The organism is Streptomyces sp. NPDC016677, from assembly GCF_055562815.1.
In genome coordinates this window covers 14,951-38,764 of the sequence record NZ_JBVHEO010000004.1, presented here as the reverse complement: position 1 = coordinate 38,764, position 23,814 = coordinate 14,951, and the positions used below count along the sequence as shown (strand labels likewise).

Genomic DNA, 23,814 nt, shown 5'->3' with positions numbered 1-23,814 from the left:
CGACGGCCCTCATCTGCTCGTCTGAACACAGTCAAAGGATGTTCACCATGAAGCTCCTCAAGGTCACCGCCGCCTCGGCCACCGTGCTCGCCCTCGCCCTGTCCGCCACCGCCTGCGGTTCCGACGACGGCGACGACAGCGGCTCCTCCGGGGGCGGCAAGAAGATCACCATCGGCATCAAGTTCGACCAGCCGGGCCTCGGCCAGAAGACGCCGGACGGCTACGAGGGCTTCGACGTGGACGTCGCGACGTACGTCGCCAAGAAGCTCGGCTACAGCGAGGACCAGATCGAGTGGAAGGAGTCGAAGAGCGCCGACCGCGAGACCATGCTGCAGCGCGGTGACGTCGACTTCATCGCCGCGACCTACTCGATCACCGACGAGCGCGCCGCGAAGGTCGACTTCGCCGGTCCGTACCTGCTCGCGCACCAGGACGTGCTGGTCCGTGCCGACGACGACTCCATCAAGTCGCAGGAGGACCTGAACAGCAAGAAGCTCTGCTCGGTCACCGGCTCGACCTCCGCGCAGAACATCAAGGACAAGCTGGCCCCCAAGGCGCAGCTGCAGCCGTACCCCACCTACTCCGCCTGTCTGACCGGCCTGCAGAACGGCGCCATCGACGCGCTGACCACGGACGACTCGATCCTCGCCGGTTACGCCGCCCAGTCGCAGTTCAAGGGCAAGTTCAAGCTCGGCGGCTTCAAGATGACCAACGAGAACTACGGCATCGGCGTCAAGAAGGGCAGCGATCTCAAGGACAAGATCAACACCGCCCTTGAGGCCATGGTCTCCGACGGCGCCTGGGACAAGGCCGTGAAGGACAACTTCGGTCCCGCGAACTACAAGAACGAGCCCGCGCCGAAGATCGGCGACATCAAGAGCTGAGGCCGCGCCTGACACAGGGTGCGCCGTCCCGGGTGGGGGCCGGCGCGCCCTGTCCGGGCACCCCTACACGCGGAAGCGCGGGAGATCGTGTTCGACTTCTTGGAAGACTACGACCTGCTGGGAGCCTTCTGGACGACGGTGCAGCTCACCCTGCTGTCGGCCGTCGGCTCCCTGATCTGGGGCACTCTGCTGGCCGCCATGCGCGTCAGCCCGGTCCCGCTGATGCGCGGTTTCGGCACCGCGTACGTCAACATCGTGCGGAACATTCCGCTCACCGTCATCATCCTGTTCTCGTCCCTGGGCCTGAGCCAGACCCTGGGCGTCTACCTCGGCGCCGAAGGCGACTTCGAGTCGCTCAACTTCCGGCTCGCCGTCCTCGGCCTGATCCTCTACACCTCGGCGTTCGTCTGTGAGGCGCTGCGCTCCGGCATCAACACGGTGCCGGTCGGCCAGGCCGAGGCGGCGCGGGCCATCGGCCTGAGCTTCAGTCAGGTGCTGAGCCTGGTGGTGCTCCCCCAGGCGTTCCGTTCCTCGGTGACACCGCTGGCGAACGTGCTGATCGCGCTCACCAAGAACACCACGGTGGCCGCCGCGATCGGTGTCGCCGAGGCGGCGCTGCTGATGAAGGAGATGATCGAGAACGAGGCCCAGCTGCTGCTGATCTCCGCGGTCATCGCCCTCGGTTTCGTGATTCTGACGCTGCCGACCGGCCTGATCCTGGGCTGGGTGGGCAAGAAGGTGGCGGTGAAGCGATGAGCTCCGTTCTCTACGACGCCCAGGGCCCCCGGGCCAAGCGGCGCAACATCGTCCTCACCGCGGTCTTCGTGGTCGCCCTCGCCGCCCTGCTCTGGTGGGTCATCACCACCCTCCAGGACAAGGGCCAGCTGGAGTGGGCGAAGTGGGAGATGTTCTTCACCGGCACCGAGGCCTGGTCGACGTACATCTGGCCGGGCCTGGAGAACACCCTCAAGGCCGCCGCCCTCGCGGTGGTGATAGCGCTGCCGCTCGGCGCCGTGTTCGGCATCGCCCGGCTGTCGGACCACGCCTGGGTGCGGATCCCCGCCGGGATCGTGGTGGAGTTCTTCCGCTCCATCCCCGTCCTGGTCCTGATGATCTTCGGCCTGGCGCTGTTCGCCGAGTACACCGACGTCAGCTCGGACGACCGTCCGCTGTACGCGGTCGTCACGGGTCTGGTGCTGTACAACGCCTCGGTCCTCGCCGAGATCGTCCGGGCGGGCATCCTCACCCTGCCCAAGGGGCAGTCCGAGGCGGCCATGGCGATCGGTCTGCGCAAGGGCCAGCTGATGCGGCTGATCCTGCTGCCGCAGGCGGTCACCGCGATGCTGCCGGCCATCGTCAGCCAGCTCGTCGTGATCGTGAAGGACACCGCCCTCGGCGGCGCCGTCCTCACCTTCCCCGAGCTGCTGTCCTCGGCCAACACGATGAGCGGCTACTACGGCGCCAACACCATCGCCAGCTTCACGGTGGTGGCGGTGATCTACATCGCGATCAACTTCGCCCTCACCAGCTTCGCGAGCTGGCTGGAGCGCCGGCTGCGGCAGGGCAAGAAGTCGACCGGCGCGGTCCTCAAGGCGACCGACGACCAGGCGAACGCCGGGGCCACGACGGTCTGACGGCCGGTCACCTCGGCGGAGCACCTGTGCGGCGTACGAGCGTCAGTACGGCCGGGACGGGCGCCAGTACCGGTCGATACGACCGTCAGTACGGCCGGTACGGACGCCAGTACGGCCGGTACGGACGCCAGTACGGCCGGTACGGACGCCAGTGCCGGCCGTACGGGCGTCAGCACGGCCGGCAGCGCGAGTATCGGTTCGACCACCAGTACGACCATCGGCGTGGCCGATACGGAGGCAGTGGCATGATCGCCACTGCCTCCGTCGCTTGACGGGGACACCGGCAATGGGTTGCATACGTTCTGTGATCGTGCACCCTGCTCCAATGTCCTGTTCACCTGTGTCCCGGCGGACACCGCAGCGGGCAGGGGGCGCCGCGCCGTGGACCCGGTGATCATCGTCGGAGCGGGGCCCGTCGGGCTCACGCTCGCCCTGGCCCTGGCCCGGCAGGAGGTGCCCTGCGTCGTCCTCGACGAGGGACCGGGCAAGGAGGAACCCCGCCCCGCGCGCACCGTCGTCCTGCCCGAGGACACCGTCGCCCTCCTGGAACGGCTCACGGGCACGCCGCTCGGCCGGGCCGGTTTCCGTTGGGCCGGATGGCGGTCGATGCGGCGCAGGCAGGTGACGCGCGAGATCACCTTCGACGACGCCGATCCGGCCCCGCTGCACATCGCCCAGCACGTGCTGACCGGCGCGCTGCGCACGGCCCTGGCCCGCGAGTCCCACGTGAAGATCGCCGTGGACGGCCGCGTCGACGCCGTGGAGCAGGAGCCCTCCGGGGTCACCGCCCACACCCGCGGCCCCAAGGGCACCTGGTGGCGCGGCAGTTATCTGGTCGGCTGCGACGGCCCGCGCTCCACCGTGCGCAAACTCCAGGACATCCGCTTCCCCGGCCGCACCGCGGTGGAACGGCACGCCGTCGCCGCCCTGCGCACCGAGCTGCCGTGGGGTGAAGAAGCGTTGCTCCACCGGTCGCCGCCGTGGCGTACGTCGGGCCCGTCGGCCGGCGAGATCACCGGCCGTCCCCTGCCCGACGGGGTGTGGCGCCTGGACTGGCTGCTGCCGCCGGGCAAGGACCTGGTCACGCCGGAACTGCTGGTCACCCGCGTCCGCGAGACCCTCGCCGGCTGGCACGGGGGAACCGCGCCGGCGTACGAACTCCTCGACACCGGCGTCCACATCGTCCACCACCGGCTGGCCCGCCGCTGGCGTGCCGGCCGCGTGCTGCTCGCCGGGGACGCGGCACACCTGCTCGGCGCGCTGGGCACCCAGGGGCTCGACGAGGGGCTGCGGGACGCCGACAACCTGGCCTGGAAACTGGCGCTGGCCTGGCACCACGGGCCGAACGAGGCGCTGCTCGACAGCTACCAGGCGGAGCGGCGCACGGCGGTCGCCGCACGGCTGCGCGCCGCCGACCAGGCCCTGCCTCTGCTGCGCGGCGGTGGCGGACTGCGCGGGTACGTCCCCGGCTCGTCCCGGGGGCACGACGCGTTGCTCACGGACGGTCACTTGGGGCGCGGAACGCTCGGTGCGCCGGGGGCGTACACCGATTCGCCGCTCGCACCTCCGCACCTCGACGGGGAGATCGCGGTCGGTACGGCACCGGGCGAGCAGGTCAGCGACGTACGGGTGACCGCGGAGGACGGCACCTTCGTCCGGCTGCGGGACCGGCTGGGGCGCGGAGCGCTGCTGGTGGTGCTGGTCGCGCCGGGTACCGGTGTGTGGGAGCGCAGGCACTGGGTGACCGCCGGCATCATGCCCCGGCTGGCCGCGGCGGTGACCGCGCTGCCGTACCGCGCCGAACTGCTCGTCGCCGAGAGCTACCCGGGCGCCGGCGCCCACACCGTGCTGCTGGTGCGGCCCGACGGCCACCTGGTCACGGCGTTGAACGGGGTCCGCCCGGCCGACCTGTACACGGCGGCCGAGGCGGCGCTGGGCGGGGCGGCGGGGCCCGCCGCGTCGGCATCGGCCTCGGCATCCGCGGCCCGGGCATCGGCGGCCTCCGGCTGAGACACCACTCACCGCCACCGCACTGTCCGCGTGGTGACGGTGAGTTGACCGGTCCGCGCGGTCATGGTGTACTCCCGACCATGACCGACACCGACGTGCACCTGTGGCGGAGGGTCCATATGGACCTCGTCCGCTATGCAGGCTGCGTGTGTCGTCCGTCCTGCTGAATTCGCCTCCTTCTCCCGCGCGCGCCGTTTCGCACGCCGCCGCGCGCTCCCGCGAACTCCCGGACGGTAACCGTGTCTGTCTCGTTCCCTTCCCTCCCGTCTTCCCCCTCCTCCTCTTCCGCCGGCCCTTCGCCCGCCCGTGTCGCGGCGCCCACCCAGGCCGATCTCCTCGCCTTCGCACGGCGCGCCGCCGCCGACACCGCGCTCATCGCCTCGCTCCCGCTGGATCCCCAGGGCCGTACCTGGGTACGGCTGGAGGGGCCGGCCGGCAGCGAGGCGTGGCTGATCGGCTGGCCGCCCGGCACCGGCACCGGCTGGCACGACCACGCCGACTCGGTGGGGGCGTTCGTGACCGCGGCCGGCGAGCTCAGGGAGAACGCGCTCGCCGCCCGGCTGCCCACCCACGCCTGGCGCACCCTGGAGCTGGCCGACGGCGTGGACCGGGAACGCCGGCTGACGGCCGGGCAGGGGCGTGCCTTCGGCCGGCACCATGTGCACGAGGTGCTCAACGACTCCCCGGACCAGCACGCCGTCTCGGTCCACGCCTACTACCCGCCACTGCCGCTGATGCGCCGCTACAGCCGCACCGGCCCCGTCCTCCGCCTGGAGCAGGTCGAACGCCCGGAGGACTGGCAGTGAGCGGCTCGGACGGACGCGAGGGGGTCGAGAGGCCGGCGGAGGACGACGGGCCGGTCGGGAACGGCAGGCCGGTCGGGAACGGCAGGCCGGTCGGGGGCGGCAGGCCGGTCGGGAACGGCAGGCCGGTCGGGGGCGGCAGGCCGGTCGGGAACGGCAGGCCGGTGGAGGACGAGTGCCCGGTGGGAGGCGGCGGGCCGGTCAGGGCCGACGCGCCGGTGGGGATCGACGCCCTGCTGGAGCGGGTGCGTCAGGGCTACGAGCGGATCGGACCACGCGAGGCGCACCGGGCCGCCGAGGCGGGCGAGGCGCTCCTGGTCGACATCCGGTACGCCGCACTGCGGGAGCGGGACGGCCTGATCCCCGGCGCCCTGGTGATCGAGCGCAACGAACTGGAGTGGCGGCTGGACCCCCGAGGCAGCCACCGCGTCCCCGAGGCCACCGGCCATGACGTGCGGATCGTCGTGCTCTGCGACGAGGGGTACGCCTCCAGCCTGGCGGCGGAGTCCCTGCACCGCCTGGGCCTGCGCCGGGCCACCGATCTGACCGGTGGCTTCCAGGCATGGCGGGCGGCGGGGCTGCCCGTGCTGCACCCACCGGTCCAGGCTGCACCGGACTCGCCGTAGAGCAGTGCGGTGGCGGCCGGGCCCCCGGTGATCAGCCGTTTGATCAGCCGTGTCCGGCCCACGGCCGCAGTACCGGCCCCCAGGGCCCCGGCCCACCCTGGTCAGAACGACGTCGTGTCCCCGTCCCCGTCCCATTCCCCGAGGACCTCTGAGTCCTCGCCCTCCTCTTCCAGCGCCTGGCGGACCACCCTCAGGGCCATGCCCTCGGAGTAGCCCTTGCGGGCCAGCATGCCCGCGAGCCGGCGCAGCCGCTTGTCCCGGTCGAGCCCGCGGGTGGAGCGCAACTTCCGGGCGACCAGTTCCCGCGCGGTCTCCTCCTCCCGCTCGGAGTCGAGCTGGGAGACCGCCTCGTCGATGAGGACCGAGTCGACGCCCTTGGTCCGCAGCTCGCGGGCGAGCGCGCGCCGGGCCAGCCCCCGGCCGTGGTGCCGGGACTCCACCCAGGCGTCCGCGAAGGCGCTGTCGTTGATCAGCCCGACCTCCTCGAACCGGGACAGCACCTCCTCCGCGGCATCCTCCGGGATCTCCTTCTTGCGCAGGGCGTCGGCGAGTTGCTTGCGTGTGCGCGGGGTCCCGGTGAGCAGGCGCAGGCAGATCGCCCGTGCCTGCTCGACCGGGTCCCGCGGAGGCTCCCCCTTCTCGGCCCTCGACGAGGAAGTGGCGCCTCCGTCCTCTGCGGGCCCGTCGCCACGGTCGCGCGCACGGCGCCCCCGGGAACCGCCCGTACCCCGGGTCCGAGCCCGGCCCTCGCCCCGACGCGCCCCGCCGCCGACTCCGCGTGGACCGCCGCCGTGGCTCCCGCCGCCCTCCGCCCCGTCCCGGTACGGCCCACCCGGCGCGTAGTCCCCGTCGAGCCCAAGCCCCCCGTCGGGCTCGTGTTCCCCGTACGGCTCCTCGGCGCCGTACGGGGGCGGTTCGTCGTACGGGGGCCGGCCGTCAAACGAGGACGGGTCACCGTACGGAAACCGGCGGCCGTGCCCCTGCCCCGTACCGTCGGCCGCCGCCTCCACGAGGTCACCGCCGTATCCGTGTCCGTCCTCGCCCGTTCCGGCGAAGCCCTCGTCGCTCGGTCCCCCCGGTCCGCCCCGGCCACGCCGACGCACCGGGGTGGCCGGGTAGGCGTCGTACTCGGCCCAGTCGGTTCGTCGCGTCATGGGTCAGCTCTTGGCAGCCGCGGCCTTGGACTTGGCGGCCTTGGCAGCGGGCGCCGTCACCGTCGTTGCCGCTGCAGCCGGATCGGCGGGGGCCGCGGCGTCCTTGCCCGGCTCGGCGGCCGGCGCCTCGGGACGCACCCCCACGCCCAGCTTCTCCTTGATCTTCTTCTCGATCTCGTTGGCGAGGTCGGGGTTGTCCTTCAGGAAGTTACGGGCGTTCTCCTTGCCCTGCCCGAGCTGGTCGCCCTCGTACGTGTACCAGGCGCCGGCCTTGCGCACAAAGCCGTTCTCCACGCCCATGTCGATCAGGCCGCCCTCGCGGCTGATGCCCTGGCCGTACAGGATGTCGAACTCGGCCTGCTTGAAGGGGGGCGCGACCTTGTTCTTGACGACCTTGCAGCGGGTGCGGTTGCCGACCGCCTCCGTGCCGTCCTTCAGCGTCTCGATGCGCCGGATGTCGATGCGCACCGAGGCGTAGAACTTCAGCGCGCGGCCACCCGTCGTGGTCTCCGGGGAGCCGAACATCACGCCGATCTTCTCGCGGAGCTGGTTGATGAAGATCGCCGTGGTCTTGGACTGGTTGAGCGCGCTGGTGATCTTCCGCAGGGCCTGGCTCATCAGGCGGGCCTGCAGACCGACGTGGCTGTCGCCCATCTCGCCCTCGATCTCCGCACGCGGGACGAGCGCGGCGACGGAGTCGATGACGATGAGGTCGAGGGCGCCGGAGCGGACCAGCATGTCCACGATCTCCAGGGCCTGCTCTCCGTTGTCCGGCTGGGAGAGGATCAGGTTGTCGATGTCGACGCCGAGCTTCTTGGCGTACTCGGGGTCGAGGGCGTGCTCCGCGTCCACGAAGGCGACCTGGCCGCCGGCCTTCTGCGCGTTCGCCACCGCGTGCAGGGTCAGGGTCGTCTTGCCGGAGGACTCGGGGCCGTAGATCTCCACGACACGGCCGCGCGGGAGCCCGCCGACGCCGAGGGCCACGTCGAGCGCGGTCGACCCGGTGGGGATGACCTCGATGGGCTCCTGGGTGCGGTCGCCCATGCGCATGACCGCGCCCTTGCCGAATTGCCGTTCAATCTGTGCGAGAGCGGCGTCCAGCGCCTTCTCGCGGTCGGTTCCTGCCATGGGTTCCACCCGATTTGCTTGAGTCGATCGCTTCACGTCAAAGACGCTAACGCCTGCCACTGACAATGCGCCCCGACGCAGGTCCGACCTGTGGATAACTCGGGTGCATATCTGTCCATAACCAGACGAACCACCCACCGTGGGAGCCCGCCGACGCCCCCATAAGAATGGATGTTCGATTTTCGTGTCAAGCGCACCACCCGTCCCTGCCGAAGGCTGCCGCCCCAGCGGGACACGCGCCGTCGGTACTCGGGTCCTCAGGACCGGGAGGCGGCGCCCTCGACCCCGGATCCGGTCAGGACGACACCGCACCGGGGCGCCGGTCCCGGGCTACCGAACGGCCACGCCGGCTCTCCAGCAGTGCTCGGACTCCCAGGGAACCGAGGCACCACCGGTCATGTCGGGCCGGGAACCGTGGTCAGGACGGCGAGCACACCCGTGACCGCGGAGAGCTGAACGGACATGGCTTCGGTCTCGCACCCGGAATCGTCCGTCCTTTCGAGAGGGCGATGGCACGGGACAGGTGCGCCGCAGCCCTCCGTCCGCTCAGGAAGACCCCTTCCCGGGCCGCCCCGCCGCCGACCACCTGGCCCACAGCCGCCGCGCGCGCGTGACCGCTCCCGGCCCCGGCCCCCGGCCCCGGCGTCCGTGGACACGGGGGTCGTCCGTGACGTCGTAGCGCTTGATGTACGCCCCCACGAACGCCTGGAGCGTGGCAACCGCCGGAATGGCGATCAGGGCGCCGACGGCGCCGAGGAGCGCGGTGCCCGCGACGACCGAGCCGAAGGCGACCGCGGGATGGATGTCGACGGTCTTCGAGGTCAGCTTGGGCTGCAGCACGTAGTTCTCGAACTGCTGGTAGATCACCACGAAGCCCAGCACCCACAGCGCGTACCAGGGGTTCACCGTGAAGGCGATCAGCATCGGCAGGGCGCCCGCGAGGTAGGTGCCGATGGTCGGGATGAACTGCGACACCAGCCCCACCCACACGGCGAGCGCGGGCGCGTAGGGCACCTCCAGGATCTCCAGCAGGACGTAGTGCGCTATGCCGGAGATCAGCGCCATCAGACCGCGCGAGTACAGGTAACCGCCGGTCTTGTCCACGGCGATCTCCCACGCGCGCAGCACCTCGGCCTGCCGCGCGGGCGGCAGGACGGAGCAGAGCGCGCGGCGCAGCCGTGGGCCGTCGGCGGCGAAGTAGAACGCGAACAGGGTGACCGTCAGCAGTTGGAAGAGGCCGCCGAGGACCTGGGCGGACACGTCCAGGACCCCGGTGGCGCTGTTCTGCACATAGTTGCGCAGCCAGTCGGAGCGGAGCAGGCCCTCCTGGATGTCGACCCGTCTCAGCTCGGTGTGGAAGTGGCCGTTGACCCAGTTGATGACGGAGTCGAGGTACTCGGGGAAGTCCTCGACCATCTTGACGATCTGCCCGGCGAGCATGGAGCCGAGCAGCGTGACGAACCCCGCCGCGGCGATCAGTACCGCGAGGAAGACGAGGAAGGTGGCCAGCCCCCGGCGCAGGCCGCGCGCGGCCATCCAGCTCACCGCGGGCTCGATGGCCAGCGCCAGGAAGAACGCGATGAGAACGTTGATCAGCAGCCCGGTGAGCTGGTGGAAGGCCCAACTGCTCAGCTGGAAGGCGGCGTAGAGCGTGAGGGCCAGCACCATGGCCCTGGGCAGCCAGCGCGGCATGCCCGCGGCAGGCCCGGCCGCGGGCCCGCCGGGCGGCGTCGGGCCGGACGGGGATGGGTGCGGGGCTTCCCGCCCGGTCTCGTCAGTGGATGCCACGGCCCCAGTTTCGCCCATGCCACCGACAGCCGGATGCCGTCCGGCGATCTTCGTGACGATTCAGCGCTTCTCCTGTGGCACGTCCATGACCTCGCAGACCACCTGCCACACGTCCTTGGCGTCCCAGCCGGCGTTCAGCGCCTCGTTCACCGTGCGCCCGCCCAGCTCCGCCATCACGTGGTCGCGCGCGAAGGTGTCGGCGTAGCCCGAACCGAAATGTTCCGCCATCCGCTGCCAGAAGACCGTCAACCGCATGCCCCCAGTATCCCGCCCCCGGGTGCGGACCCTTCCCACGGCACCTGCCGGGACCGCTTCGCGCCCTACGGTCTGTCGCATGGCCGAAACCGCAGTCCCGCTCCCCCCGACGCCCACGGCACACTCCCCGCTGGCCCGCGCCGAGCAGTTCATGTGGCTCACCGCGCGCGTGCTGGAACGACACCTGTTCGCGTTCCACTTCCGGGCCGCCGGCGCGGCCCCGGTGGAGACCGCGCTCGACGCCTACCGCAACCCGGACGGCGGGTACGGCCACGCGCTGGAACCCGCGCTGCGCGGTCCGGACAGCCAAGTGCCGCACACCGTGTACGCGTTGCGCGTCCTGGACGCCGTCGGACGCCGCACCGGACCGCGCATCGAGCACACGTGCCGCTACCTGACGTCCGTCTCCACTCCGGACGGCGCCCTGCCCGGCGCGCTGACCGCCACCGGCCCGGCGGTCGGCCTGCTGCACCGCAGCGGGGTGTGGCACGCCTGGCTCTTCCGGGCCACGGAGTTCTGCTGGCTCAGGGCCGAGTCACTGTGCGGCCGGGACCCCTACGAGATCCAGGCCGCGGTGGCCTTCCTGGACTCCGTACCCGACCGCCCGCGCGCGGAGGCGACCGCCGACCGCCTGGGCCGCCTGCTGCGCGAGCACCACCTGGCGGTACTGGACCCGGACTCCCGCCGCCCGTCCGGCGAGCGTCGCCTCCTCCCGCACGACTACGCCCGCACACCACGCTCCCTCGCGCGCGCGTGGTTCACCGACGACGAGATGGCGCGTTCCCTGGACTTCCTCGCGTCCGCGCAGGAGGCCGACGGCGGCTGGCCGGTCCACCGGCCCGGCTCGGCACCGGCCGCCGCCCTGGAGGCCCGCCCCTGGGCGGCCATCAGCGCCCTGCGCACCCTCCAGGCCCACGGCCGGCCCGTCACCTGACCCGGAGCCCGCTCACCCGCCCAGGGCCCGTACGCCCGCGGTCACCGCCACCGCCACACCGACGACCAGCAGGAACGGCGCCCGCAGGACCAGCGCGACGGCCGCCGCGGCGACCCCCGCGGCCCGCGCGTCCAGCACGAGCACGTGTCCGTCGGCGAAGGTCTGCTGCGCGGTGAGGGCGGCGAGCAGGGCGACGGGAAGCAGGGCGGCCAGCCGGCGCACCACGGGCCGCTCCAAGGCGTCCGCGGGCACCAGCAGCCCGACGAGCTTGACCGCGTAGCACCCCAGCGTGGTCAAGCCGATCGCGATCCAGACGCTCACCGCGCGTCCTCCCGTCCGCGACGCCCCCGCGCCCACAGGACGGCCGGCGCGGCCAGCGCCGCGACCAGCACCGGCGTCCCGGCCGGCAGCACCGGCAGCAGACCGAGCCCCAGCACCACCGCCAGCCCGGCGACCGTCCGTTCGACCGAGGTCTTCAGCATCGGGGCGAGCAGCGCCAGGAACACCGCGGGCCCGGCCGCGTCGAGGCCCCAGGCATCGGTGTCCCCGATGGCCTCCGCCCCGAGCGCGCCCAGCAGCGTGGTGAGGTTCCACAGCACATAGAGGCTGAGGCCCGTGACCGTGAACCCGATCCGCACCGCCCGCCGCGTCGGCTGGGCAAGCGCCACCGCGGCCGTCTCGTCGATGACCCACTGCGCGGCGAACGGACGCACCGCCCGCGGCAGGGCCAGCAACTGCGACAGCCGCAGCCCGTAGAACGCGTTGCGCACCCCCAGGAAGAAAGCCCCGGCCGCGGCCGTGAAGGGGTTGCCGCCGGCCGCGAGCGCCCCCACGAGCGCGAACTGGGACGCCCCGGTGAACACCAGAAGACTGAGCGCGCAGGTCTGCGCCAGGCTGAGCCCGCCACCGGCCGAGGTCACCCCGAAGGCGAACCCGGACAGACCCACCGCGACACCGACACCCAGCGCGTCCCGCACGACGGCCGCGTCGGGCTTGGTCACGTTCTCTTGTACTACCGACTGTTCTGCTGCCACGCCCCGGACGGTAGGACCGATCACCGCCGAGCGTCTTGTACGTTCTTGCGCTCACGCTGATAGGCCCCCGGCGGAACGCCCACGATCCGCGTGAAGTGCCGGTTCAGATGCGGCTGGTCCGTGAACCCCACCAAGGCCGCGGCCTCGGCCGGGGCGGTCCCGGCGTCCAGCAGCCGCCGCGCACGACGTACCCGGGCGTCCGTCAGCCAGGCGTGCGGCGGCATGCCGTAGGCGTCCCGGAAGGCCCGCAGCAACGCGAACGGCCCGGTCCCCAGCCCCGCGGCCAGCGCCTCAAGACCGGGCGGATCGGCCATCCGCTCCTCCAGCACGCCACGCGCGCGTGCCGCGACCCGCGCCCCCGCCGACCGTACTTCCCGCCCGGGCAGCGTCCCGCCGTTCAGCCGCAGCAACCGGGTCACGGCCACCCGCAGCAGCGTGTCGGCGGCCAGGGCCTCGCCCTCGTCGGCGGCCCGCAGCACCCGCCGCACCAGCTCCACGGTGTACGGATCGTTCACCACCGGCCGGACGAACCCGGGCGTCCCCCGCAACGTGGTGGTCTCCCCGGCGATCGCCGTCACCACCTCCGGCGACGGATACACCGCCCCGTACCGCCACCCCTCCGGCACCCCCGCCCGACCGGTGTGCGGAGTGTCCGGATTGACCAGCGCGAGATCGCCGGCCCCCGCGTACACATCGCCCCCGCCGTGGTGGAAGACCTCCACCCCGCCGTAGATGGCCGCGATCACGAAGTGCTCGTGCGTGTGCCGCACGAACGTCTGCCGTATGTACCGGGCCCGCAGCAGATCGACACCGGGCAACGCGGCGAACCGCCAGTGCCGTGCCCGCTCACCGTGTCCCATGCGCCCATTCTCCTCACCCCCGGGGAACGCGCGGCACCCACGGCCCCGCCCCCGCCTCCCGCGCCCTGGGCGCTCCGCGCACCTCCACCGAACCCGCACGGGCGCCGAGGGCACGCGCGTCCGACCCGATTGTCAGTGCCCGGGTGCACGATGGACGCATGGTCAGCTCCGCACACCGAGCCCTGGACGGCTTCTCCCCCGCGACCCGCGGTTGGTTCACGGGGGCCTTCTCCGCGCCCACAGCCGCCCAGGCAGGCGCGTGGAAGGCCATCGCGGAGGACTCGGACGTGCTGGTCGTCGCCCCCACCGGCTCCGGCAAGACGTTGGCCGCCTTCCTGGCCGCCCTGGACCAGCTGGCCTCGACGCCCCCGCCCGCCGACCCGAAAAAGCGCTGCCGCGTCCTGTACGTCTCCCCCCTCAAGGCCCTCGCCGTCGACGTGGAACGCAACCTGCGCAGCCCGCTGACCGGCATCCGCCAGGAATCCGTCCGCCTGGGCCTGCCCGAACCCGAGGTCAAGGTCGGCATCCGCTCCGGCGACACCCCGGCCGCCGAACGCCGCGCGCTGTCCACCCGCCCCCCGGACATCCTGATCACCACCCCCGAGTCCCTCTTCCTCATGCTGACGTCGGCCACCCGCGACGCCCTGACCGGCGTGGAGACAGTGATCCTCGATGAGGTGCACGCGGTCGCCGGCACCAAGCGCGGCGCCCACCTGGCACTCTCCCTGGAGCGGCTCGACGAGTTGCTCCCCCGCCCCGCCCGCCGCATCGGCCTCTCCGCCACGGTCCGCCCCGTCGACGAGGTCGCCCGTTTCCTCTCCCCGCGCCGCAAGGCCGAAGTCGTCCAGCCCCCGTCCGGCAAGGAGTTCGACCTCTCCGTCGTCGTCCCGGTCGACGACCTGGGCGAGCTGGGCGGCTCCCCGGTCTCCGACGGCAACGACGGCGCGGAGCGCCCCTCGATCTGGCCGCACGTCGAGGAGCGGATCACGGACCTCGTCCAGTCCCACCGCTCCACCATCGTCTTCGCGAACTCCCGCCGTCTGGCGGAACGCCTGTGCAACAGACTCAACGAGATCGCGTACGAACGAGAAACCGGCGTCCCCCTGGACGAGCACCACTCCCCCGCCGAGCTGATGGGCGGCTCGGGCGCCGCCCAGGGCGCCCCGCCCGTGATCGCCCGCGCCCACCACGGCTCGGTCTCCAAGGAGCAGCGCTCCCAGGTCGAGGAGGACCTCAAGGCGGGCCGCCTGCCCGCCGTGGTCGCCACCTCCAGCCTGGAGCTGGGCATCGACATGGGCGCGGTCGACCTCGTGATCCAGGTCGAGTCGCCCCCGTCCGTCGCCTCCGGCCTCCAGCGCGTCGGCCGCGCCGGCCACCAGGTCGGCGCCGTCTCCACGGGCGTGGTCTTCCCGAAGTACCGCGGCGACCTCGTCCAGGCCGCCGTGGTCACCGAGCGGATGCGCACCGGCGCCATCGAGTCCCTCAAGATCCCCGCGAACCCCTTGGACGTTCTCGCCCAGCAGCTCGTGGCGATGACGGCCCTGGACACCTGGCAGGTCGACGACCTGCTGGCCACGGTCCGCCGGGCCGCCCCGTTCGCCTCGCTGCCGGAGTCGGCGTTCACCGCGGTGCTGGACATGCTCGCGGGCCGCTACCCGTCCGACGCCTTCGCCGAGCTGCGCCCGCGCGTGGTCTGGGACCGGGTCGCCGGCACCGTCACCGGCCGCCCCGGCGCCCAGCGCCTCGCCGTCACCTCGGGCGGCACGATCCCCGACCGCGGACTCTTCGGCGTGTTCCTCGCCGGAGCCGACCCGAAGAAGGGCGGCGGCCGGGTCGGCGAGCTGGACGAGGAGATGGTGTACGAGTCCCGGGTGGGCGACGTCTTCACGCTCGGCACCAGTTCCTGGCGCATCGAGGACATCACGCGCGACCGGGTCCTGGTCTCCCCGGCCCCCGGTGTACCGGGCAGGCTGCCCTTCTGGAAGGGCGACCAGCTGGGCCGCCCGCTGGAGCTGGGCCGGGCCCTGGGCGCCTTCCTCCGCGAGGTCGGCTCGCTCACCGAGGAGGACGCCCGGCTGCGCCTGCTCGCCGCCGGCCTGGACGACCGCGCCGCGGCCAACGTCCTCACCTACCTCGGCGAGCAGCGCGAGGCATGCGGCCACATCCCCGACGACCGCACCATCGTGGTCGAACGCTTCCGCGACGAGCTGGGCGACTGGCGGGTCGTGGTCCACTCCCCCTTCGGTGCCCAGGTCCACGCCCCCTGGGCGCTGGCCCTCGGCGCCCGCCTGTCCGAGCGGTACGGCATGGACGCGCAGGTCATGCACGCCGACGACGGCATCGTGCTGCGCCTGCCGGACGCCGATCTGATGGGCCTGGACCTGCTCGACCAGGAACCGCGCAAGGCAGGCACCGAGTACGACGCCGACCAGGCCCCCGTAGGCGCCGCGGACATCCTCTTCGACAAGGGCGAGGTCGACCAGATCGTCACCGACCAGGTCGGCGGGTCGGCCCTGTTCGCGTCCCGGTTCCGTGAGTGCGCGGCCCGCGCGCTCCTGCTGCCACGCCGCAACCCCGGCAAGCGCACCCCCCTGTGGCAGCAGCGCCAGCGGGCGTCCCAGCTCCTGGAGGTGGCGAGCGAGTTCGGCTCGTTCCCGATCGTGCTGGAGGCGGTCCGCGAGTGCCTCCAGGACGTGTTCGACGTCCCCGGACTCATCGAGCTGATGGGGGACGTGGAATCCCGCAAGGTCCGTCTGGTCGAGGTCACGACACCGGAGCCCTCCCCCTTCGCCCGCTCCCTCCTCTTCGGCTACGTGGCCCAGTTCCTCTACGAGGGTGACTCGCCGCTCGCCGAGCGCCGCGCCGCCGCGCTCTCCCTGGACTCCCGGCTGCTGGCCGAGCTGCTCGGCCAGGCGGAACTGCGCGAGCTGCTCGACGCCGAGGTGCTGACCGAGCTGGAACAAGAGCTGCAATGGCTGACCGAAGACCGTCGCGTCAAGGACGTGGAGGGCGTCGCGGACCTCCTACGAGTCCTCGGCCCGCTCACGGACACCGAACTGGCCGCACGCGGCGCCGAGCCGCAGTGGGCCCCGGAGCTGGCCGCCGCCCGCCGCGCCCTCAAGGTCCGGATCGCGGGCGCCGACCACTGGGCGGCGGTCGAGGACGCGGGCCGGCTGCGCGACGCGCTCGGCACGGCGCTCCCCGTCGGTGTCCCCGAGGCGTTCACCGAACCGGTGAAGGACCCGCTCGGCGACCTCCTGGCGCGCTACGCCCGCACCCACGGCCCGTTCACATCGGCCACGGCCGCCGCCCGCTTCGGTCTCGGTGTGGCCGTCACCGACGGCGCGCTGCAACGGCTGACGGCGGCGGGCCGGGTCGTCCAGGGCGAGTTCCATCCGGCCGGCATCGGCCAGGAGTGGTGCGACGCGGCCGTACTGCGCCGCCTGCGCCGTCGCTCCCTGGCCGCGCTGCGGCACGAGCTGGAGCCGGTGCCGCCGCCCGCGCTGGCCCAGTTCCTCCCCCAGTGGCAGCACATCGGCAAGGGCCACACCCTGCGCGGCATCGACGGCCTGGTGCGCGCGGTCGAACAACTGCAAGGCGCCTCGGTCCCGGCCTCCGCGCTGGAGAAGCTGGTCCTTCCGTCCCGGGTGGCCGACTACAGCCCCGCGATGCTCGACGAGCTGACCGCCGCCGGCGAGGTGGTGTGGGCGGGGGCCGGCTCGCTCCCCGGCAAGGACGGCTGGCTCTCCCTCTACCTCGCCGACGCGGCCCCGCTCCTCCTGCCCCCACCGCACCCCCTGGAGACGACGGCCCTCCACCAGTCCGTCCTGGACGCCCTCTCCGGCGGCTACGGACTCTTCTTCCGCCAGATCGCCGACCAGGTCCGGGCGACGACCCACCCGGAGGCGACCGACCCGCAGCTCGCCGACGCCCTGTGGGACCTGGCCTGGTCCGGACTGCTGACCAACGACACGCTCGCTCCCCTGCGCTCCTACCTCGGCTCGGGCCGCACCGCGGGCTCCACCGCACACCGCGCCAGACGCGGAGTCCCCCGCGGGCGCTACGGCTCCCTCACGGCCGCCGCCCGCCCCGCCTCCCGTACGGGCCCTCCGACCGTCGCGGGCCGCTGGTCGCTGCTGCCCGCCCAGGAGGCCGACCCCACGGTGCGGGCCCACGCACTGGCCCGCACCCTGCTCGACCGGCACGGCGTGGTGACCCGGGGTGCCGTCGCGGCGGAGGGCGTCGAGGGCGGTTTCTCGGCGACGTACCGGGTGCTGTCGGTCTTCGAGGAGAGCGGCCAGGCCAGGCGCGGCTACGTGGTGGAGGGGCTCGGCGCGGCCCAGTTCGCGATGGACGGCGCCGTGGACCGGCTCCGCGCGGTCGCGAACGCCCGCGAGCGCGGCGACGGCCGGCCCGGCGGGGGACGCCCCTCCGACGGCTTCCCGCCCCAGGACGGTACGGGGCCCCGCACGGCCCCGGAGGCCGACGGAGAGCCCGACTGGTCCAACGGCGGATCCCCGCGCCCCGGTGACCCCTTCCCCGCCCTCGACACCGACTTCGCCGCCCCGGCCCCGGCAGCCGGCCACGGGGGCTACGAGGCCTACGACACCTACGGCGACCCCGTTCCTCCGGGCGCCGGCGGCCCCCGCGGCACCGGCAGCCCCTACGGCGACGGCTTCCCCCACGGTCCCGCGCGCCCCCGCCGCTCCGGCCGCCCTGGGCACCCCGGCGCCCCCGGCCACCCCGGTCGCCGTGACCGCCCCGCCACCCCGGCCGCCCGCGCCGCCGTCCTGGCCGCCGCCGACCCGGCCAACGCGTACGGCGCCGCGCTCCCGTGGCCCGAGCCCCCGGCCGGCGCCGGGCACAAGCCGGGCCGCAAGGCGGGGTCCCTGGTGGTGCTCGTCGACGGGGATCTGGCCCTCTACATGGAGCGCGGGGGCAAGACCCTGCTGGCCTGGCCCACCGATCACGACACCCCCGTCACCGACGACGCCCGGCTACGGGCGGCCACCGAGGCGCTCGCGACCGCCGCGCGCGATGGCTCCGTCGGCACGGTCACCGTGGAGCGGATCAACGGCACCGCCGCGCTGACCTCCCCGTTCGGCTCGCTCCTGGAAGAAGCGGGGTTCATCGCCACCCCCCGGGGCCTGCGGATCCGCGCGTGAGGCAGAGCCGCACGCCTCGGCGCGCACCCCCTGCGCACACCCGGCACACCCACCCCGCCGCGTACTCCCCGTGCCACCCTTGACCCATGCCCGAAGGAGACACGGTCTGGCAGGCCGCCAAACGGCTGCACGACGCCCTCGCGGGCAAGGTGCTCACCGTCACCGACTTCCGCGTCCCCCAGTACGCCACCGTCGACCTCACCGGCCGTACGGTCCTGGACGTCACCCCGCGCGGTAAGCACCTGCTGACCCGCATCGAGGGCGGCCTGACCCTGCACTCGCACCTGCGGATGGACGGCACCTGGAAGGTGTTCGCCCCCGGCCGGCGCTGGAGCGGCGGTCCCGCCCACCAGATCCGCGTGGTGCTCGGCACCGCCGACCGCACCGCCGTCGGCTACCGCCTCCCGGTCCTGGAACTCCTCCGTACCGCCGACGAGGACCGGGCCGTCGGCCACCTGGGCCCCGACCTGCTGGGCCCCGGCTGGAACCCCGACCGGGCCCTGGCCAACCTGCTGGCGGCCCCCGCCCGTCCGCTCGGCGACGCCCTGCTCGACCAGCGCAACCTGGCCGGCATCGGCAACGTGTACAAGAGCGAGCTGTGCTTCCTGCTCGGCGTCACCCCGTGGCTCCCCGTCGGCGACCTGCCCAGCGACCGCGCCACCGCCCTGCCCGCCCTCGCCGTACGGCTCCTGGCGGCGAACCGCGACCGCCCGGTCCGCAACACCACGGGCCGCCGCAACCCGGACCTGTTCGTGTACGGCCGCGCGCTCCGCCCGTGCCTGCGCTGCGGCACCTCGGTCCGGGTGGCCGACCAGGGCGACGGCTCCCGCGACCGCCCGACCTACTGGTGCCCCACCTGCCAGCGGGGCCCGGCCCCGTCCCCCACGTCCCCGGCCGCCCGCCGCCACGGCTCCCGCACCCGCAGATGACAGCCGCTCCGGTCAAGGTGAACGCCCCGCAACGCCACTCCCACCGCGCCCGTCCACGTCACCGTCCCCGACCACCGCGCCCACCGCCGCGCCGGTCGCCGCCCCCACCCTCCCGCCACTCCCGCCAGGCCCATCGCCACCGCCCCTCCGGAACCGCCCCCTCCGCCCTCCGCCGCGCCACACAGTGCACCGGCAGCACACTCAGCCCCCACCCCGACGCAGCGACCGCTCCTTCCAGCACACCGGCGTCGGACGTCAGCGTCAGCCGCAGCACCGCCCACCACCACACCGCTCCCAGTCCCAGCGCAGCCCCCCGGCGGGCTATTCGTCCCGGCATGCTCCGTCACCTCCAGGCCCCGTGTACGCCCCGGAAGGACCGGTCTCACCCGTTCTCGGCCTGGAACATCCAGTGCTGCTTCTCCAGGTCGGCGGTGACTTGGATGAAGAGGTCCTGCGACACGGGATCCGGATCACCGGTGGCCGCGATCCGCTCCCTCATCCGTCCGATCACGGCACCCAGCGCCACCACGATCGCGCCCACCGCCGCCGAGTCGTCGACCCAGCCCTCCGGCGTCACCCCGATCCCGCTGCCGACGGCCACGGTCGCGGCGCGCCCGTCGGGCGGGACACCCAGCGCGGCCGCACGCTCCGCCACGGTGTCGGAGTGTGTGCGGGCGGTGCTGACGACCTCGTCGAGCTGAAGGTGCACGGACCGGAAGCGCGGCCCCACCACGTTCCAGTGGATCTGCTTCGCCACCAGGGCCAGATCCACCAGGTCGACCAGGGCGCCCTGCAGCGCCTCCGACACGGTCTTCAGGTCCGCGTCCGACAACGGGCTCTTCACGACGTACATCCGCACCTCCGTGGGCCGCCCCCGTCCACTGCCCCCGCCATGTCCCTCCACGATGACCGCAGCACCCATCACCGGCAAACGCACCCGCACGACGACCGACCGCCCACCACCCCGACAACCGCCGACGACCCGCCACCCCGAGGCCCAGCCCCCCCTCAACAGCGACCAGCCACACGCACCACCCCCGACCATGCGAAAACCCCGGCCGCACCTCTCTGGTTCTCCGGAGAGGTGCGGCCGGGGCCCTGCACACTTCCTCTTCGCCTCGCCGACCGCCCGGCAGTGGCGGCGCGGCTCAGGCGGCGACGACGTCCACCGCTTCGGCGGGCGCCTTGATCGTGACCCGTTCCGGTGGCACACCGGTCACCGACACGGAGCCCAGCATGGGACGCACCGGCGTGGGAACGGTTTGGCTGGGGGTGGCCGCGGCGGACTGGGCCAGCTCGGCGAGGGCCAGTTCGTCGCTCACTTCTCGCATGAGCTCGGACATCCGTACGTCCAGCGCGTCGCAGATGGCGGAGAGCAGTTCGGAGGAAGCCTCCTTCTGCCCCCGCTCCACCTCGGAGAGATAGCCGAGTGAGACTCGGGCGGACGAGGAGACTTCGCGCAGAGTACGGCCCTGGCGCTGGCGCTGCCGACGCAGCACGTCACCCAGCAGGCGACGGAGCAGAATCATCGGTGGCTCCCTCCTCGGACCGCGTAGCCGCATCCTTCTCGCCCCACCGTACCGCCTCGCGCTGCGGCCGTGCGGGGAGCGATGTCGTGTTCACTCAGGGCTGCAAACATCAAAACCCCCCGTTCTGTTCCGTATCCTGTGCCCGCTCATTCCCGGTCTGTTCGCCCGCCAGCTCCCTCAAGAGCAGGGCGAGTACGCTCCGTACACTCTCCCTACGGATTTCCGCACGGTCACCGTTCAACCGCAGCGCCTCCACTTTTCCGCCAGCGGCGGAACCGGTGGCCGCTCCGTCCGGGCCGTGGACGGCCACGAAAACGGTCCCGACTGCCTGACCGTCCTGTGGGTCAGGACCGGCGACGCCCGTTGTCGCGACACCCCAGTCCGCGCCCAGAGCCTTTCGTACGCCTGCCGCCATCTCGACCGCGACCTGCGGGTCCACCGCGCCACGCGCCGCCAGCAGAGCGGCGTCGACCCCGAGCAGGTCATGCTTCAGCTCGGTGGCGTAGGCGGTGACCGAGCCCCGGAACACCTTGGAGGCGCCGGGTACCGAGGTGAGCTGCGCCGCGACCAGACCACCGGTCAGTGACTCGGCGACCGCGACGGTCGCACCGCTCACCTTCAGTAGTCGTACCACGTCGGCGGCCTCGGAACTCAAACCTCCGTCTCCCTCGACGCCGCTTCGCGCTCGGCGATTCCTTGTCGGCGCAGCACAATGGCCTGTTTCACATAGTCAAGACCGGTCGCCACGGTCAGAAGGACCGCCACGGCCATCACCCAGAACCGCAGGGTCGCCAGGGGCCCCGTCAGCGCCAGCACATACATGCCGACGGCCACGCCCTGGGTGAGGGTCTTGAGCTTGCCGCCGCGGCTGGCGGGGATCACTCCGTACCGGATGACCAGAAAACGCAGCAGCGTGATCCCGAGTTCCCGGCCCAGGATGACGGCCGTGACCCACCACGGCAGGTCGCCCAGGGCGGAGAGACAGATCAGCGCCGCTCCCATGATCGCCTTGTCGGCGATGGGGTCGGCGATCTTCCCGAAGTCGGTGACCAGGTTGTACGTACGCGCCAGATGGCCGTCGAAGAGGTCGGTGATCATGGCGATGGCGAACGCGGCCCAGGCGAACGAGCGCCAGGCCGGGTCGTATCCGCCGTTGCCGAGCATCAGCGCGACGAATACCGGCACCAGGACCAGACGCAGCATCGTCAACAGATTGGCCACGTTCCAGACACTCGCCTGATCGACGGCCGCGGCCACGATCTTCCGCTGAGCACCGCCCCGTTGCGCGCCGCTCAGCTGCGCACCGCCCCGCTGGGCGTCGCCGCGGCCGCTGCCGCCGACTCCTGCCCCCTGTCCCGTGCGCTCCAGCACACCGGGGCGCTGCACCCCTGCCAAAGCCCCGGCCAAAGCCCCAGTCGCGGCCCCGCCCGAAGCCCCACCCGGTGCCGTACGCGGGCCGGCCCGCCGCGCGCCGGAGGGGCCTCCCGCCGCGGACGCCGGTACTCCGGTCATCTGCCCGCCTCCTCAGTACACGCGACAGGGCCGTCACCGAACGAAGCGTCGCCGAACGAGCCCTCCAGCGGCTCCGCCACCAGATCGACACCTTCCGTGCCGACCACCTTCGCGTCGACCATACGACCGACGGCCAGCCCCTCGCCCCTCGTGAGCAGCACCTGGCCGTCCGTCTCGGGCGCCTGGTGCGCGGCCCGCCCGGACACGCCGTCCTCACCGTCGGAGGAGTCCACGGACTCCACGAGTACCCGCACGGTCGAGCCCACCCGCTCCTCGGCGCGCTGCGAGACGAGTTCCTCCGCCAGCCGGGAGACCCGCGCCAGCCGCTCGGCGACCACGTCCTCGTCCAGCTTGCCGTCGTAACCGGCCGCCTCGGTGCCCTCTTCGTCGGAGTAGCCGAAGACCCCGATGGCGTCCAGCCGGGCGTGGTTCAGGAACCGCTCCAGCTCGGCCAGGTCGGCCTCGGACTCACCGGGGAATCCCACGATGAAGTTGGAGCGCACGCCCGCCTCGGGCGCCTTGCTCCGGATGGTGTCGAGCAGTTCCAGGAAGCGGTCGGTGTCCCCGAAGCGGCGCATGGCGCGCAGCACGCCGGGCGCGGAGTGCTGGAAGGAGAGGTCGAAGTAGGGGGCGACCTTCGGGGTGCCGGTGAGTACGTCGATCAGGCCCGGGCGCATCTCGGCCGGCTGGAGGTAGCTGACGCGGACCCGCTCGATGCCGTCGACCTCGGCGAGGTCCGGCAGCAGGGACTCCAGCAGCCGGATGTCGCCGAGGTCCTTGCCGTAGGAGGTGTTGTTCTCGGAGACCAGCATGACCTCCTTGACGCCCTGCTCGGCCAGCCACCGCGTCTCGTTCAGCACGTCGCTCGGGCGGCGCGAGATGAAGGAGCCTCGGAAGGAGGGGATGGCACAGAAGGAGCAGCGCCGGTCGCAGCCGGAGGCGAGCTTCACCGAGGCCACCGGGGCGCCGTCCAATCGGCGGCGCAGCGGCGCGCGGGGGCCGGATGCCGGAGCGAGCCCTTCCGGAAGATCCGCGGGCGCGGACGCGACCGCCTCCTCCGAACCCGGACCCGAAGCCCCCGACCCCGCTCCGTGCCCCGGAAGCGCCACCGCGGCCCCGGCGCCCTGCCGCTCCGCCGGACTGATCGGCAGCAGCTTGCGCCGGTCGCGCGGGGTGTGCGCGGCGTGGATGCCGCCGCCGAGAATGGTCCGCAGCCGGTCGGAGATGTCGGCGTAGTCGTCGAAGCCGAGCACCCCGTCCGCCTCGGGGAGCGCCTCGGCGAGTTCCTTGCCGTACCGCTCGGCCATGCAGCCCACCGCCACCACGGCCTGGGTTCTCCCGTGGCCCTTGAGGTCGTTGGCCTCCAGGAGGGCGTCGACGGAGTCCTTCTTGGCGGCCTCGACGAAGCCGCACGTGTTCACCACGGCGACGTCCGCGTCCTCGGCGTCCTCGACGAGCTTCCAGCCGTCCGCCTCCAGACGGCCTGCGAGCTCTTCCGAGTCCACCTCGTTACGGGCGCAGCCAAGGGTGACGAGTGCGACGGTGCGGCTTTCAGGCATGGGCTCAAGA

23 protein-coding genes are annotated in these 23,814 nt (G+C 72.8%); 10 read left to right on the top strand and 13 right to left on the bottom strand.

Annotation, left to right across the window (positions count from 1 at the left end):
- Positions 1-47: 47 nt before the first annotated feature.
- The 7 genes from ACZ3IG_RS13605 (at position 48) to ACZ3IG_RS13575 (ending at position 5,957) form a co-directional block, all read left to right on the top strand.
- Positions 48-884 carry a glutamate ABC transporter substrate-binding protein gene (locus ACZ3IG_RS13605; protein WP_467432452.1) on the top strand — a complete coding sequence of 279 codons (837 nt, stop codon included), beginning with the start codon at positions 48-50 and terminating at the stop codon, positions 882-884.
- A gap of 87 nt (positions 885-971) precedes the next feature.
- Positions 972-1,640 (top strand): amino acid ABC transporter permease, encoded by a 669-nt coding sequence (locus ACZ3IG_RS13600; RefSeq protein ID WP_467431721.1) that lies wholly within the window; start codon positions 972-974, stop codon positions 1,638-1,640.
- On the top strand, positions 1,637-2,518 hold the full coding sequence (locus ACZ3IG_RS13595; protein WP_467431720.1) for an amino acid ABC transporter permease: 882 nt from the start codon (positions 1,637-1,639) through the stop codon (positions 2,516-2,518). Before ACZ3IG_RS13600 ends, ACZ3IG_RS13595 begins: the two co-directional genes overlap by 4 nt.
- Before the next feature lie 381 nt (positions 2,519-2,899).
- Positions 2,900-4,528 (top strand): FAD-dependent monooxygenase, encoded by a 1,629-nt coding sequence (locus tag ACZ3IG_RS13590; RefSeq protein WP_467431719.1) that lies wholly within the window; start codon positions 2,900-2,902, stop codon positions 4,526-4,528.
- 80 nt (positions 4,529-4,608) lie between these two features.
- Positions 4,609-4,695 carry a putative leader peptide gene (locus ACZ3IG_RS13585; protein ID WP_358980702.1) on the top strand — a complete coding sequence of 29 codons (87 nt, stop codon included), beginning with the start codon at positions 4,609-4,611 and terminating at the stop codon, positions 4,693-4,695.
- A gap of 72 nt (positions 4,696-4,767) precedes the next feature.
- Complete coding sequence (locus ACZ3IG_RS13580) at positions 4,768-5,334, top strand: cupin domain-containing protein (RefSeq protein WP_467431717.1); 567 nt, start codon at positions 4,768-4,770, stop codon at positions 5,332-5,334.
- A gap of 161 nt (positions 5,335-5,495) precedes the next feature.
- Positions 5,496-5,957, top strand: a complete 462-nt coding sequence (locus ACZ3IG_RS13575; RefSeq protein ID WP_467431716.1) for a rhodanese-like domain-containing protein — start codon at positions 5,496-5,498, stop codon at positions 5,955-5,957.
- Between the two features lie 101 nt (positions 5,958-6,058).
- On the opposite strand, the gene recX is transcribed toward ACZ3IG_RS13575, so the two are convergent.
- The 4 genes from recX to ACZ3IG_RS13555 all read right to left on the bottom strand — a co-directional run bounded on the left by recX (position 6,059) and on the right by ACZ3IG_RS13555 (position 10,282).
- On the bottom strand, positions 6,059-7,111 hold the full coding sequence (gene recX / locus ACZ3IG_RS13570) for a recombination regulator RecX (RefSeq protein WP_467431714.1): 1,053 nt from the start codon (positions 7,109-7,111) through the stop codon (positions 6,059-6,061).
- Between the two features lie 3 nt (positions 7,112-7,114).
- On the bottom strand, positions 7,115-8,239 hold the full coding sequence (gene recA, locus ACZ3IG_RS13565) for a recombinase RecA (RefSeq protein WP_467431713.1): 1,125 nt from the start codon (positions 8,237-8,239) through the stop codon (positions 7,115-7,117).
- Positions 8,240-8,785: 546 nt separating this feature from the next.
- A complete protein-coding gene (locus ACZ3IG_RS13560) occupies positions 8,786-10,027 on the bottom strand; it encodes an AI-2E family transporter (protein ID WP_467431712.1) in 1,242 nt (413 codons plus the stop codon).
- Between the two features lie 60 nt (positions 10,028-10,087).
- Positions 10,088-10,282 (bottom strand): DUF3046 domain-containing protein, encoded by a 195-nt coding sequence (locus ACZ3IG_RS13555; RefSeq protein ID WP_403542068.1) that lies wholly within the window; start codon positions 10,280-10,282, stop codon positions 10,088-10,090.
- Between the two features lie 79 nt (positions 10,283-10,361).
- Between ACZ3IG_RS13555 and ACZ3IG_RS13550 the strand changes: the two genes are divergently transcribed.
- Positions 10,362-11,216: a hypothetical protein gene (locus ACZ3IG_RS13550; RefSeq protein WP_467431710.1), complete on the top strand. Its 855-nt coding sequence runs from the start codon at positions 10,362-10,364 to the stop codon at positions 11,214-11,216.
- Positions 11,217-11,228: 12 nt separating this feature from the next.
- Here the strand turns inward: ACZ3IG_RS13550 and ACZ3IG_RS13545 are convergent, their stop codons facing one another.
- Genes ACZ3IG_RS13545 through ACZ3IG_RS13535 form a run of 3 tightly spaced genes read right to left on the bottom strand, consistent with a single transcriptional unit; the run spans position 11,229 to position 13,110 of the window.
- Complete coding sequence (locus ACZ3IG_RS13545) at positions 11,229-11,537, bottom strand: AzlD domain-containing protein (protein WP_467431708.1); 309 nt, start codon at positions 11,535-11,537, stop codon at positions 11,229-11,231.
- The gene (locus tag ACZ3IG_RS13540; protein ID WP_467431707.1) at positions 11,534-12,250 is read right to left on the bottom strand and encodes an AzlC family ABC transporter permease; all 717 of its coding nucleotides are present in this window, start codon (positions 12,248-12,250) and stop codon (positions 11,534-11,536) included. The genes ACZ3IG_RS13545 and ACZ3IG_RS13540 overlap by 4 nt, the downstream gene beginning before the upstream one ends.
- A gap of 20 nt (positions 12,251-12,270) precedes the next feature.
- Positions 12,271-13,110 (bottom strand): AraC family transcriptional regulator, encoded by an 840-nt coding sequence (locus ACZ3IG_RS13535; RefSeq protein WP_467431706.1) that lies wholly within the window; start codon positions 13,108-13,110, stop codon positions 12,271-12,273.
- A 158-nt stretch (positions 13,111-13,268) separates the two neighbouring features.
- Between ACZ3IG_RS13535 and ACZ3IG_RS13530 the strand changes: the two genes are divergently transcribed.
- Positions 13,269-18,275 carry an ATP-dependent helicase gene (locus ACZ3IG_RS13530; RefSeq protein WP_467431704.1) on the top strand — a complete coding sequence of 1,669 codons (5,007 nt, stop codon included), beginning with the start codon at positions 13,269-13,271 and terminating at the stop codon, positions 18,273-18,275.
- An 86-nt stretch (positions 18,276-18,361) separates the two neighbouring features.
- Complete coding sequence (locus ACZ3IG_RS13525) at positions 18,362-19,204, top strand: DNA-formamidopyrimidine glycosylase family protein (protein ID WP_467431703.1); 843 nt, start codon at positions 18,362-18,364, stop codon at positions 19,202-19,204.
- 58 nt (positions 19,205-19,262) lie between these two features.
- Here the strand turns inward: ACZ3IG_RS13525 and ACZ3IG_RS13520 are convergent, their stop codons facing one another.
- The 6 genes from ACZ3IG_RS13520 to rimO form a co-directional block, all read right to left on the bottom strand.
- Positions 19,263-19,541 (bottom strand): hypothetical protein, encoded by a 279-nt coding sequence (locus ACZ3IG_RS13520; protein WP_467431702.1) that lies wholly within the window; start codon positions 19,539-19,541, stop codon positions 19,263-19,265.
- A 45-nt stretch (positions 19,542-19,586) separates the two neighbouring features.
- Positions 19,587-20,057, bottom strand: coding sequence for a Dps family protein (locus tag ACZ3IG_RS13515; RefSeq protein WP_403542048.1), 471 nt, complete (start codon positions 20,055-20,057; stop codon positions 19,587-19,589).
- Positions 20,058-20,352: 295 nt separating this feature from the next.
- Entirely contained in the window at positions 20,353-20,733 is a 381-nt protein-coding gene (locus ACZ3IG_RS13510) for a helix-turn-helix domain-containing protein (RefSeq protein WP_467431701.1), read from the bottom strand.
- Between the two features lie 109 nt (positions 20,734-20,842).
- Positions 20,843-21,388, bottom strand: a complete 546-nt coding sequence (locus ACZ3IG_RS13505; protein WP_467431700.1) for a CinA family protein — start codon at positions 21,386-21,388, stop codon at positions 20,843-20,845.
- The gene (gene pgsA, locus ACZ3IG_RS13500; protein WP_467431697.1) at positions 21,385-22,245 is read right to left on the bottom strand and encodes a CDP-diacylglycerol--glycerol-3-phosphate 3-phosphatidyltransferase; all 861 of its coding nucleotides are present in this window, start codon (positions 22,243-22,245) and stop codon (positions 21,385-21,387) included. Before pgsA ends, ACZ3IG_RS13505 begins: the two co-directional genes overlap by 4 nt.
- On the bottom strand, positions 22,242-23,804 hold the full coding sequence (gene rimO / locus ACZ3IG_RS13495) for a 30S ribosomal protein S12 methylthiotransferase RimO (RefSeq protein ID WP_467431695.1): 1,563 nt from the start codon (positions 23,802-23,804) through the stop codon (positions 22,242-22,244). Before rimO ends, pgsA begins: the two co-directional genes overlap by 4 nt.
- Positions 23,805-23,814: the final 10 nt, after the last annotated feature.